The sequence below is a fragment of the Phytohabitans sp. LZ39 genome, assembly GCF_059359075.1.
The window spans coordinates 195,450-207,691 of sequence record NZ_JCADBM010000016.1 but is presented as its reverse complement, the minus strand read 5'-3'; the positions used below and the strand labels follow the sequence as shown (position 1 = coordinate 207,691).

The window sequence follows — 12,242 nt, the reverse complement described above, 5'->3', positions numbered from 1 at the left end:
GCCGAGGGGCATTGGGGGACAAACGGCCAACCGGAGCTTTGAGGCATCGCCGTAGCGCTTTCGGGGTCGGCTGTTTGTGGTCGGGATGTCGGCCTGAGATGGACGGCGTGCGGCCTCGCCAGCCGAAAGCTTGTGGGCCACGTGGCTCGGATGACGATTCGGGTCCAAGAACTGACAGTCCCATATGGACCCGCCGGCGTACGGTCCGCCGGTCAAGCTATTCCAGCACCTCGAAGGGCGGAGTCCTATGTCGACTATCAAGGCGGCCACCATCGGCGGCGGAGTCGCGGCGGCGCTCGGCGTGGCGGCCGTTGCCGTCACCCGTGATTTCGCCGTACTGACCGGACCGCTGCTCTGGTTTCTCTTCTGAGCGACCGCACCGCGGATGGCCGTCGGCCGGTCTCGGGGCTACAGCTGGATGATGTTGTAGTAGTCGAGGCGGTCGACGGTCAGCCTCAGCCTGCCCTGCCGGCACGAGAATGCCGGTGACTTCGACCCCGCGAAGTCCGGCGACACCACCGTGAGGCGTCGCGGGCACGACGGTACGTCAGCCTCCACAGTGAACCCGGTCTGTGGCGTGATCCCCTGGCTGTAGTTGTGGTTGACCAGGTGGATCGAGCGCCTTCCGGTGCCGCGCTGCACGAGCAGGCTCGCCGATACGTTGGCCGCACTGGCACGGACCGCCTGTGCGCCGATCGCGTTGTCCTTGAAGAGCGTGCGGTGCTCCTTGTAGAAGCGCGTGTACGTGGTGAAGAAGTCCATCATCCCCAGGTCGGTCGCGGTCGGGCTGCCAACCGTGTCCTTGAGGTGGAAGGACGGGAAGATGCCGTTCGCGTACGCCTCCGCGCCGAAGATCTGCCAGTAGTCCTTCTTCTCCTGCAACGGGAGGTTGAGGTAGTTGGTCATCATGTCGCTCGGCCAGTCGATGAATACGACGACCGGCACGGTGCCGGCGATGCGGGCGCTCTGGTCCTTCAGGTAGCGGTACTGCGACTGGAGCGACTTGGCGCCGTTGAGGTGCCCGTCGACCACGGGCACGTAGTCGGCGCCGCGGAAGTCGGGCGTCTGTTCGTCGGGGTTCCACGGATACATGCCGACGCTGTTGAAGTCGACGTAGGGCCAGAGGCCGTTGGAGGAGATGAGGAGTCGCTTGTGGACGGTGCGCCAGGCGTACGCGCGCAGCTCGTCCACCATCTGCTTCCAGTACCGGCGGATGTACGTGGCGGTGAACGACGTGTCCTCGGCGTACATCCGGTTGGCGACCACGCGGCCCCACTCGGGCGCCAGCGGGTTGGCCGCGTTGAGCGGGTCGAGGTTCCAGCCGCCCGCGCGCAGGTACTCCCGGTAGTTGAAGTTGGCGGCCAGGTCGCCGGCCGGCACGTCGCGGCGGAGGATGTTGTCGTCGGTCATCCCGAAGCGCGACTTCCAGTCGGCCGCGGTGTATGACGGGTACTTCGCCAGCAGGTACCGGTTGAAGTCGGCGATCGCGTAGTCGTCGAAGCCTTCGTTGCCGTTGAAGCCGTACTTCGAGCCGCCGCTGAAGCCCGCGTTGATCTCGTCGAAGTTGACCCCGTCGACGCCGCCGTCGATCTGGATCCGGGCCCAGGAAAGGAGGTACTGGCGATACTTCGGGTTGAAGATATTGCCGCGAAACGCGGGGTCCGGGACACCGATCTCGGGATGGGGCACGGTGTTGCCGTCAGCGTCCTTTGTGGCCATGTCCGCGAAGATTTCCGGCGTCGCGAAGTCTTTCTCGAAGATCACGCTGGCGGTGCCGCTGCCCATGAAGTTGATGCCCTTGGCGTGGTAGCGCCCGATCTGCGCGAAGTTGTAGTCGGACGCCTCGTCGCCGGCGGTGGACCACTTGCCGATCGCGCGGATGGTGGTGTCCGGGTCGAGCTCGTAGACCTGCGGATCCTCCTGGGCCACGTCGGACTGGCTGAACCCGTACACGACGAAGTCCGCGGGCCGGAGTGGGGTGGCGGTGGCACCCGTGGCCGGCGCGGACTGTGCCGCGGCCGTGAGCGCCACCGCCACGATGCCCGCTGACCAGCGTGTTACTCCAGATCGCCGTGGCATCGTGTCCCCCTGGCCGTAGCGCGGCGCTGCCTATCGACAGATTTCGAAAGCATATGCCGGCGCTATCAATATAGGAAGACGTCGATTTCAGCCGCCGGGTCCCGCGTAGACGTGAAGCGAAGCGGAGCGTCTTCGTGGGGTGGCGTCAGGGTCGCAGATCCTCCCGAGCGGCTATCGCGGCCGACATGATCGCGGTCCGTTCCTCCGCCGTGAGGCGGCCTTCCTCGACCCACTGGATCGAGACGCGCCGCACCTGCCCGAGGAACCGGTCGTGGTCGGGGAACGGAGCAGCCGCCCAGACCGCGTCGAGGAACCCGTCTCGATTGGGCACGCCGGAGTCTCGCGTGCCGAACACGACCGTCGGCTCGTGGCGCTTGAAGTAGATGTGCTGCGGCTGCGTGTCACCGATGTAGAGCGGGCGGAGTGTGTGGCCGTTCGTGGTGAAAACGCCACCGTCGCCCGCCGTGATCGCGTCGGACATGCCGCCGTCGAGTTTGACGTCCTTGTAGAAGGAGAACTGCCGGAACGACGTCTCCGCGCTCACCGCGGGCAGCACGATCGGACCGTTGAAGACAGTCTGCGTACCGGGGTCGTCGAGTGCCTTCTCCACCCGCAGCCGGAAGGGCAGCGAGACGCGGATCGTGTCGCCGGTGTGCCACCGCCGGCGCAGCCGCAGGTAGGTGCCGGGCTCCATGCGACCGCCCCGCTCGACGCCGTTGATCTCGACCCGGAAGCCGCTCGCCCAGGACGGGACGCGGAGGTGGATGTCGAGCCATCCCTCGCCCGTCACGGTCAGCGTGCTTTCCTCCTGCCGCGGGAAGTCCGTCTCCTGGCTGATCGTGAAGCCCCGCGCGGCCCAGTGCAATGTGGACCCGACATAGAGGTTGACGTAGAGCGCCGAGTTGTCGGCCGACCGGAAGTAGATTGACTCCTGGTACTTCGTGTGGTTTTCCAAACCCGTGCCGCCGCAGCACGTGCCCGTGTTGCCAAAGCCGCGCACGCTGCCCGGGTTGAGCGGCAGGAAGTACGTAACGCTGGGGCTGGTGGTGCTGTCCGTGTCGCGTCGCGAGCCGAGGATGTGGTTGAGCAGGCCCCGCTCGTAGTAGTCCATATAGGTCGGATCGGGGTCGTGGAAGAAGAGGTTGCGCGCGACCTTGAGCAGGTTGTAGGTCGTGCAGGTCTCGGCGCCGTTGCCGGCGATGGAGTTGGCGATGTTGCCGCGCGGTTGGAAGAGCTCGGCGTTGGTGTTTGCCGCGAGGTCTGGCGTGGCCGGCCAGGTGCCGCTGGTACCCCCGTGTGCGTACATGCGGTGCGGAACGACCATCCGCCAGAAGTTTTCCGCCGCCGCGTAGTACTCCTGCTCATCCGTCCGGTCGAAGACCCGCAAGTACCCCAGAAACTGTGGCACGTGCGTATTGGCGTGCAGCCGGGTGAGAATGTCGCGGTCTTCGACGCAGGCACCGAAGAGCGACTGGCGGTTGTCGAAGCACTTGGCCGTGACGAGATAGCGCTCCTCGCCGGTGATGGCGTGCAGGTCGGCCATGACCTCGTTCATCGCGCCGTACTCGCCGGCGATGTAGATCGACCACATCCGGTTGAGCGTCTCGCGTGGCAGCACCGAGAGCCGGCTGTGCACCCAGTCGCCCATCTTGGTCACGATGGACAGTGCCTGCTCGTTGCCGGCCAGCAGGTACGCGTCGATCAGGCCACGCATGATCTTGTGGCAGGTGTAGTACGGCGCCCAGATCGTCGGGTAGGTGGCGAACGACTCCAGCCGCACGAACTGCGTCTCCGGGTAGGCGGCCAGGAAGCCGGGATGGCTGTAGAGCCCGCTCGCGGCGAGCGCGTCCTGGCACTTTCCGAGCTCGGCGACGATGTAGTCGACCTTGTCGAGGAAGACCGCCTGACGCGTCGACGCGTACGCCTGGGCGAAGAGCGTGATGAGGTGGCCGCTGTAGTGGCCGCGCAGGTTGCCGGTCGCGTCGTCCCAGCCGCCGGGTGGCGAGGATCCGGCCGGCGTCGGCAGGCCCGCCGTCACCCGGAAGTTGTGCAGCACCCGGTCCGCCGGGTACGCGGCCGCGAAGGTGAGGACGCGGTCGCGCTTCTGGGCGAAGACCGTGCCGTCTCGCAGCGTCACCTGGTCGAGGGCGAACGGCTTGACCCGCCAGCTCGGGTTTCGGTCCAGGAACTCGGCCTGGGTGAGCGGCGCGGCCGCACCAGCCGCACCAGCGGTGCCGGCGACGGTCGGGCCGATGACGGCACCGACGCCCACCGCGCCGGCCGCCTTGAAGAGCCCACGTCGATCGATCGAAGTCATGGCATGCCTCCCCACAGGCGCTATCTGTTAGCGCGAACATGCCCGGCTTGATCACCAAGCCTAGCGAAGGTGGAGCCCGGTCGGAAGGCTCTGGACAGAACCCTTCCTGATCGAGGAATTCGCATACAGTGAGGCGTTCTCTCACGTCCGTCACTGGAGAAGGAGATCGCCTTGGGACTCACCCGCAAGCGGATGCTCGGCCTCATGGGCGCGACTGCCGCGGGGTCCGTCACCGCTTCGCTGAGCTCGTCCGCCGCCCAGGCCGCGGCGGCCCGCGGGACGGCCGCCGCCTTTACCGAATCGCACGTGATCCACCGCGACGTGTGCGTGATCGGCGGCGGCTCGGCCGGCACCTACACCGCCACCCGCCTCGGTGACCTCGGCAAGAGCGTGGTGCTGGTGGAGGCGAAGGACCGCCTCGGCGGCCACACCGAGACCTACCACGACCCGGTTACCGGCGGCACCGTCGACATCGGCGTCATCGTGTTCGAGGACGACCCGCTGGTGCACCGGCACTTCGGCCGTTTCGGGATCGACCTCGTGCCGGTCGGCGGCTTCGGGACCACCAACCGGTACGTCGACTTCCGCACCGGGCGCGCGGTCGACTACACGCCGCCGGTGCCTGCCGCGCTCCCCACCTACTTCGAGCTGATCAGCCGGTACGGGCCGATCGACACCGTCTTCAACCTGCCCGACCCGGTGCCGCAGGACCTTGTCGCGTCGTTCGCCGACTTCGTCGACAAGTACGATCTCGACTCGGTCGTGCCGCTCATCTTCAACTACGGCCAGGGGCTCGGCGACTTCCTCGACCTGCCCGCCGCGTACACGATCAACAACTTCGGGCTGGGCGTGGTGCGCAACATCCTGTCCGGCTCGTTCATCACCACCGCCGCGCACGACAACAGCCTGCTGTACGAGCGGGCCACCACCCACCTCGGCGACGACGTGCTTCTGGAGTCGCAGGTGCTCCGGGTCGACCGGTCGGCAGGCGAGGTGCGCGTGCTCGTCGCCACCCCGGACGGCGCCCGCCTGATCCGCGCCAAGAAGCTTGTCGTGACCATCCCGCCGCTGCTGCGCGGCTTCGCCGGCTTCGACCTCGACGCGGTCGAGCGGTCGCTGTTCGGCCAGTTCGTCAGCGGCGCCTACTACACCGGCGTCGTGCGGCTCTCCGGCGTGCCCGAGGGCGTCAGCCTGGAAAACGTAGCCCCCGAGACGCCGTACAACCTGCCGCCGCTGCCCGGCCTCTACCAGGTCAGCCCGACCGGCATCCCGGGGCTGTACAACGTCAAGTACGGCAGCCCGGCGCCGCTGCCCGCGGATCGGGTACGCCGAAACATCCGCGCGGACATCGAGCGGGTCGCGGCGGCGGGCACCTATCCGGTGAAGTTCGAGGACCTGGAGGTGTTCGCCAGCCACACACCGTTCGAGCTGCACGTGGCGCCGGCCGCCATCGCCCGCGGCTTCTACGGCAAGCTCCACGGGCTCCAGGGGCGCAACCGCACGTACTACACCGGAGCCGCCTTCCACTCGCACAACTCCACCCGCATCTGGAACGGCATCGAGGGCCTGCTCCCGTCGATCGCCGCCTGACCCCGCCCGCCGCGGGCCCGGTGTGCCGGGCCCGCGGCGAGGTCAGCGCGGTACGTAGCTCGGATCCGGGGTGAGGACGATCGTCGTGCCCGGGGTCGCGGCCGCCTGGATGGTGCGGAGCTGGAGCAGGGCCGGGTGGTCCTGTAGCAGCTTGGCGGCGTTGGCCAGCGCGCGCAGCGACGCGGCCTCGGCCCGTGCGTGCTCGAGCTCGGCCTTGCCGCGCTCGCGGGCGAGCAGCGTCTCGGTCGCCGCGCGGCGCAGCTCGCCGGGGAGCATCAGGTCCTTGACCGTGGCCGAGGCAAGCTCGATGCCGAGGCCGTCGAGGCGGGCGGCGGTCGCCTCCGCCAGACCGGCGGAGAGCCGGCCACGGTCGGCCAGCACGTCGTCGAAGGCGGTCGCGGCGACCGCGTCGCGGACGGCCAGCTGGGCGGCGTTGTAAAGGTCGTACTCGGCGCCGGCCGACGCCGTGAGAAACGCGTGCGGGTCGGTGACGTGCCAGACCACGAGCACGGAGACCTTGACGGTGATGCCGTCGCCGGTCAGCAGCTCCTGGCCCGGGACGAGCGTGCTGCGCTGTCGCATGTCGACGGTGAGCAGGCTCGAACGGCGGCCGTTGTAACGGTGCCGACCGGGCGGCAGCACCTTGACGAACCGCCCATCCGTGAATTGCACCCGTCGCTCCCAATCCATGACGGTTACCTTTGCCATCTCTCACCTCCATGAGCGTCCACATAGGCCGGAGCGAGCCCCGCGCCACCCCACGGTGGCACGGCGGGGGCATCCGCGACCGTGGTCGCGAGCCCGCATGGCCGCACCACCGCCGCCCTCGCGGGCAGGGTCGCGCGGGGCCGCCCTGTTGAGTAGAGGAGTCGAACCTCGGCCTGTCGGCTTTACCAGCGGTCGAAGACGCCTATACGCGGGACGCGGTCGGCGATGCCGGCGCGCCGCTGGACTGTCTCCACGAAGTACGGTACGGATCACACGCGCGCGGCGCACGCGCTTTTCGGGTGGCCGAAATCCTGCGCTTTCTGGCCGGATCGCAACTTGTCGATGACACCACACCAAGGTCATCGTTGATGCCGGCCGTGCACGGGGCTCGGCTGTCCACAATGGAATAACGGGGGAAAGATGCGCGTCTGGACGATGCGTGCGATGACGGCTGTCGTCGCGCTGTTTGTCGTGGTGTTGTCGAGCGGCCCGGCGCAGGCGGCGCCCGCCGAGCGGATCAGCGAGGCTCAGGTCCTCCAAACCGTCAACCGGTACAGCCCGGTGTTCGCGGTCTGGTACGCCGGCTCCCAGATCGAGCTGCGGGCCGGCTGGTACAACGGCTACCAGTACGGCTGGGCGCGGCTGGTGCCGGGACAGGCCAACTGGCGGGAGGGCGACGCGCTCGTCCTTCAGATCAGCCGCAATGGCGGTGCCGGCTGGGAGTGGGGTCCCACGCACCAGAACGTCGGCGACGGCGTCGCGCACACCGGCGGCGCGCTCACCTACGCGTCGCCCTCCTACCGCTTTCGGGCCTGCCTCTTCGACGGCTACGGCTACAACTGCACCGCACCCTGGTAGCTCCTGAAGGCGCGTAGCCGCAGGCTGTTGGACACCACGAAGACCGACGACAGTGCCATCGCGCCGCCGGCGATCATCGGGTTGAGCAGGCCCGCGGCGGCCAGCGGCAGGGCGGCGACGTTGTAGGCGAAGGCCCAGAACAGGTTTCCCTTGATGGTGCGGAGCGTGCGCCGGGAGAGCCTGATCGCGTCGACGGCGGCGGTGAGGTCCCCGCGTACCAGCGTGAGGTCCGCGGCCTCGATCGCCGCGTCGGTGCCGGTGCCCATCGCGAGCCCGAGGTCGGCCTGGGCGAGGGCGGCGGCGTCGTTGACGCCGTCGCCCACCATCGCGACGACCTTGCCCTCGTCCTGGAGGCGCTTGACCACGTCGACCTTGCCGGCCGGCAGCACCCCGGCGACGACCTCGTTGATGCCCACCTCGGCCGCCACGGCTTTCGCGACCGTCGCGTTGTCGCCGGTGAGCAGCACCGGGGTGAGGCCGAGCCGGCGCAGGGCGGCCACAGCCGTCCGGCTGGTGGGCTTGACCACGTCGGCCACCGCCAGCACACCGCGGGCGCGGCCATCCCAGGACACCACCACGGCCGTCCGCCCGGCGGCCTCCGCCGTCTCCATCACCGCCGCGAGATCATCTGGTACCGGCTGCCCGGCACCCAGCCGCCCCACGGTTACGCCGAGCCCCTCGACCGTGCCCCGCACCCCGACGCCCTGGGTGTTCTGGAAGCCCTCGACCGCGGGCAGCGCGCCGTGCTCGGCCGCGGCCTTGGCGATCGCGCGGGCGATCGGGTGCTCGGAGCCGGCCTCGACCGCGCCGGCCAGCCGCAGCACGCCGGCCGCGTCCTCACCGTCGCTGGCGGCGACGTCGACGAGCGTCATCTGGCCGGTGGTCACCGTGCCGGTCTTGTCCAGCACGACGGTGTCCACCGTGCGCGTCGACTCCAGCATCTCCGGTCCCTTGATCAGGATGCCGAGCTGGGCGCCCCGCCCGGTGCCGACCAGCAGCGCCGTTGGCGTGGCCAGGCCGAGCGCGCACGGGCACGCGATGATCAGCACGGCCACCGCGGCGGTGAACGCGGCCGTCGCGCCGTTGCCGGTGCCGAGCCAGTAGCCGAGCGTGCCGACCGCGATCGCGATCACGATGGGCACGAAGACCCCGGAGATCCGGTCGGCCAGGCGCTGCACCTGGGCCTTGCCGGTCTGCGCCCGCTCGACGAGCGCGGCCATCTGGGCCAGCTGGGTGTCGGCGCCGACCCGGGTGGCGCGCACGACGAGGCGGCCGCCCGCGTTGACCGTCGCACCGACGACCTGGTCGCCCGCGCCCACCTCGACCGGCACCGACTCGCCGGTCAGCATGCTCGCGTCGACCGCCGACGAGCCCTCCTCGACGACGCCGTCGGTGGCGATCTTTTCGCCGGGGCGGACCACGAAGTGGTCGCCCACCGCCAGCCGCTCGATCGGGATGCGCGTCTCGGTGCCGCCGCGCAGCACGCCGACGTCCTTGGCGCCCAGCTCCAGCAGCGCCCGCAGCGCGGCGCCGGCGCGGCGCTTGGCCCGGGTCTCGAAGTAGCGCCCGGCCAGGATGAACACCGTCACGCCGGCGGCCGCCTCCAGGTAGATGCTGCCGGAGCCGTCGCCGCGCTCGATCGTGAACCGGAACGGGTGTGTCATGCCCGGCTCACCGGCCGTGCCGAGGAACAGCGCCCACACCGACCAGCCGAACGCGGCCAGCGTGCCGATCGACACGAGCGTGTCCATCGTGGCCGCGCCGTGCCGGAGGTTGGTCCATGCGGCGCGGTGGAAGGGCAGGCCGCCGTACACGACCACCGGGGCGGCGAGCGTGAGCGACAGCCACTGCCAGTACTCGAACTGCCAGGCCGGCACCATCGCCAGCGCGATCACCGGGATGGTGAGCACCAGCGAGACCAGCAGCCGGGTGCGGAGCGGGTCGGTCTCCCGGGGCGCTTCCGGCTCGGGCGTGGGGACGGCTGCCGTGTAGCCGGTCTTCTCCACGGTGGCGATCAGGTCGGCCACGCTCACGGCCGGGTCGGCCACCGTGACGGCCGCCTTCTCGGTCGCGTAGTTGACCGTCGCGGTGACGCCGTCCATCCGGTTGAGCTTCTTTTCGATGCGGGAGGCGCAGGACGCGCAGGTCATGCCGCCGATTTTGAGCTCGATGAGGTTCATCACGCGCCCTCCTCCCTCAGTCATGGCTGTGCCCGTCGTCGTCGTGGGCCGGTGCCGCCGGCGCCGGGGGCAGCTCCGCGCCGCCCGCCACCGCGGTGAAGGCCGCCGTACGCACCTTCCCAGCATGCTGGAAGTCCAGGAACAGCCGGTACGCGCCGGCGGACGGGATCTCGGCGTAGAACGTGATGTCGGGGCCGGGAGCGGTCTTGCCGTCGCCCGGCTCGCCGTCCGGGTGCACGTGCAGGTAGGCGAGGTCGCCGTCGCGCAGCGCCACCAGGTGCCCGTACGCCGCCAGGTAGGGCTGGAGGTCGGTGACCGGCCGGCCGTCCTTGCTGACGCTGAGCGTGAGCTTGGCGGAGGTGCCCGGCACGAGGTCACCGGCCAGCGTCACCGTGTAGCCGTCGACGGTCGCCGTGCGCTCCGGAGCGGCAAGGGGAACGGGCCGGTAGTCGCCGCGCGCCGGCACGTCCACGCCGAGCGTCAGCGCCTCGTCGCGGGCGGCGGGCTGGAAGTCGGTGAAGATCCGATACTGCCCCGGCGCACCGGCCGCGAGCGGCACCGACCACGTGCCGTCGGCCGCCATCGTGGGGTGCACGTGCTGGAAGCCGGTCAGGTCGCGGCGCACCGCGATCAGGTGCAGCTCCTTGTCGTGGGTCGGCGTGAAGTCGGTCACGGCCTCACCGTCCGGCCCGACGATGCGAAAGCGGAACGGCGCCGGCTCGCCCACCGGGAGCGCGCCGCTGACCGGGGCGAGCCGGTAGCCCTCCTGTGCGACCTGGAGGCCGCCCGGCACTTCCGCCGCCGCGCTGTCGTGGCCCGCGCCGCTCTCGCCGTCGGCGTGTCCACCCCCGTCGTGGGCGGCCGCGGGTGGCACCGGCTCCGGGCCGCCCACCACCTTGCCTGCGCCCAGGGCCGCGGTGAAGACCGCCGCCAGCCCGAGGGCATAGCCGGCCATCCTGGTTGGCGTGTTCATGCCGTCAGCATACCTATACCCCCCTGGGGTATCAAGTGGGTCGGGCTCGCCCCGTGTGGCTGGTCTAGGGGCGCCGGCGGGCCTGCTCGCCGTCGTGGCGAGCCTGGTCGGTGTCGCGGGTGACACCCGCGACGCGGTCGGCGAGGCCCTCGTGTGCCTCGGGCAGGTGCTCGTGGGCGGCGGCCAGCAGCGGGATCAGCGCGGCCGGATCGTCGGTGCCGAGCGCCTCGTGCAGCCGCTCGAGGTCGGGCTGTGCCACCGGGCCGAGGTCGCTGAGCGCGCTGACCTGCCCCGCGAGCTGGCGTAGGTCGGCGCCGTGCTCCCTGGCCCACGCGGTGACGGCACGGTCGCCGGCGCGGCGGTCGCGCTCGGCCTGCACGCGCTGGTCTTGGGTGGCCCCCGGGATGTCGGCGTCGGTGCGGCGTAGGCGCAAGTAGCGGCGCTCGGCCGCCTGCCGGCTGGCCACGCCCAGTGCGGGTGCGAGCTCGGCCCAGCTCGCGCCGGCCGAGCGGGCAACGTCGATCAGCTGAGGCTCCCAGCCGTCCAGCAGGGCCCGCAGCTCGCGCAGCGCCACCAGGGCCTCCAGGGCAGGGTCGCGGGCCGGCGCCATCACGTGCCTCCAAATGTCATCATCAAGATGACGTCAGACTTGTCATCGTTACGATGACATGTTAGAACCATTGGCAGCGCATTGACACGTCCGTTCGTCGATTCGGGAGGTGGGATTTCATGTTGATGCGCACGGACCCGTTCCACACGGTGGACCGGCTTGCCCAGCAGTTCTTCGGCCTCAATTCAGCCGGCACCTGGTCGCGGCCCGCGTCGGTGCCGATCGACGCATACCGCGCGGGGGACGAGTTTCTGGTCGCCTGCGACCTGCCCGGCGTCGACCCGGACGCGATCGAGATCGACGTCGAGCGCAACGTGTTGACCATCCGCGCCGAGCGACGCCCACCCGAGCTCGGCGAGGGCGCGCGACTTCATCTTTCCGAGCGCCCGCTGGGGGTGTTCTCCCGGCAGTTGCTGCTCAGCGACGCTCTCGACACCGATCACGTCCAAGCCAGCTACGACAACGGCGTCCTGCTGTTGCGCATCCCGATCGCCGAAAAGGCCAAGCCCCGCAAGGTAGCCGTCACCGGCGCCGGCGACCGCAGGGCCATCAACGCCTGATCTCTCCAGGGCCGGGAGGAGCGGTTCGCCCGCCCGGCCCAGAGTGGCTGCGAGGTGGTGGTGATGTCCACGACGACAACCGACCGGGCGCTGCACGACGCGTTCCTGGATCTCGTCTGCGACGACCAGGATCTCGTGGACGCAGAGTTCGACGAGCTGATCGCCGCGTCGTGGACACCGCCACCACCCGCGCCGCGGGCCGTCCCCGAGCCGGCGGACCGTCCGCCGGCCGAGTCCCTCACGACCGCGGCCGATCCACCCGTAGCCGGCCGGTCCACCGCGCCCCGCACGCGGCCGGCCCGGCAGCGATCCCCTCCTCGTACACATGGGAAAGGCAGGTGACGAAGCCCCCACAGCACATCGCCAA

11 protein-coding genes are annotated in these 12,242 nt (G+C 70.0%); 5 read left to right on the top strand and 6 right to left on the bottom strand.

What is annotated here, in order from left to right:
- Nucleotides 1-247 precede the first annotated feature (247 nt).
- Nucleotides 248-370, top strand: a complete 123-nt coding sequence (locus AC5L36_RS28670) for a hypothetical protein (RefSeq protein ID WP_441221791.1) — start codon at nucleotides 248-250, stop codon at nucleotides 368-370.
- A 38-nt stretch (nucleotides 371-408) separates the two neighbouring features.
- Here the strand turns inward: AC5L36_RS28670 and AC5L36_RS28665 are convergent, their stop codons facing one another.
- Together AC5L36_RS28665 and AC5L36_RS28660 are read right to left on the bottom strand one after the other, a co-directional pair.
- Nucleotides 409-2,079, bottom strand: coding sequence for a hypothetical protein (locus tag AC5L36_RS28665; protein WP_441221789.1), 1,671 nt, complete (start codon nucleotides 2,077-2,079; stop codon nucleotides 409-411).
- A gap of 145 nt (nucleotides 2,080-2,224) precedes the next feature.
- Nucleotides 2,225-4,396, bottom strand: coding sequence for a glycoside hydrolase family 127 protein (locus tag AC5L36_RS28660; RefSeq protein ID WP_441221787.1), 2,172 nt, complete (start codon nucleotides 4,394-4,396; stop codon nucleotides 2,225-2,227).
- Between the two features lie 171 nt (nucleotides 4,397-4,567).
- On the opposite strand from AC5L36_RS28660, the gene AC5L36_RS28655 reads away from it, so the two are divergent.
- Nucleotides 4,568-5,986: an FAD-dependent oxidoreductase gene (locus AC5L36_RS28655; protein WP_441221785.1), complete on the top strand. Its 1,419-nt coding sequence runs from the start codon at nucleotides 4,568-4,570 to the stop codon at nucleotides 5,984-5,986.
- A 42-nt stretch (nucleotides 5,987-6,028) separates the two neighbouring features.
- On the opposite strand, the gene AC5L36_RS28650 is transcribed toward AC5L36_RS28655, so the two are convergent.
- Nucleotides 6,029-6,676, bottom strand: coding sequence for a slipin family protein (locus tag AC5L36_RS28650; RefSeq protein WP_441221783.1), 648 nt, complete (start codon nucleotides 6,674-6,676; stop codon nucleotides 6,029-6,031).
- Between the two features lie 462 nt (nucleotides 6,677-7,138).
- Between AC5L36_RS28650 and AC5L36_RS28645 the strand changes: the two genes are divergently transcribed.
- Entirely contained in the window at nucleotides 7,139-7,552 is a 414-nt protein-coding gene (locus AC5L36_RS28645) for a hypothetical protein (protein WP_441221781.1), read from the top strand.
- Here the strand turns inward: AC5L36_RS28645 and AC5L36_RS28640 are convergent.
- The 3 genes from AC5L36_RS28640 to AC5L36_RS28630 all read right to left on the bottom strand — a co-directional run bounded on the left by AC5L36_RS28640 (nucleotide 7,528) and on the right by AC5L36_RS28630 (nucleotide 11,315).
- Nucleotides 7,528-9,756, bottom strand: a complete 2,229-nt coding sequence (locus AC5L36_RS28640; RefSeq protein ID WP_441221779.1) for a heavy metal translocating P-type ATPase — start codon at nucleotides 9,754-9,756, stop codon at nucleotides 7,528-7,530. The two genes, AC5L36_RS28645 and AC5L36_RS28640, sit on opposite strands and share 25 nt — an antisense overlap.
- Nucleotides 9,749-10,705, bottom strand: coding sequence for a DUF8832 domain-containing protein (locus AC5L36_RS28635; protein WP_441221777.1), 957 nt, complete (start codon nucleotides 10,703-10,705; stop codon nucleotides 9,749-9,751). Before AC5L36_RS28635 ends, AC5L36_RS28640 begins: the two co-directional genes overlap by 8 nt.
- A 64-nt stretch (nucleotides 10,706-10,769) precedes the next feature.
- The gene (locus AC5L36_RS28630; protein ID WP_441221775.1) at nucleotides 10,770-11,315 is read right to left on the bottom strand and encodes a hypothetical protein; all 546 of its coding nucleotides are present in this window, start codon (nucleotides 11,313-11,315) and stop codon (nucleotides 10,770-10,772) included.
- A gap of 119 nt (nucleotides 11,316-11,434) precedes the next feature.
- On the opposite strand from AC5L36_RS28630, the gene AC5L36_RS28625 reads away from it, so the two are divergent.
- Complete coding sequence (locus tag AC5L36_RS28625; RefSeq protein WP_441221773.1) at nucleotides 11,435-11,875, top strand: Hsp20/alpha crystallin family protein; 441 nt, start codon at nucleotides 11,435-11,437, stop codon at nucleotides 11,873-11,875.
- Between the two features lie 63 nt (nucleotides 11,876-11,938).
- Nucleotides 11,939-12,217 carry a hypothetical protein gene (locus AC5L36_RS28620; RefSeq protein ID WP_441221771.1) on the top strand — a complete coding sequence of 93 codons (279 nt, stop codon included), beginning with the start codon at nucleotides 11,939-11,941 and terminating at the stop codon, nucleotides 12,215-12,217.
- The last annotated feature ends 25 nt before the right edge of the window (nucleotides 12,218-12,242 follow it).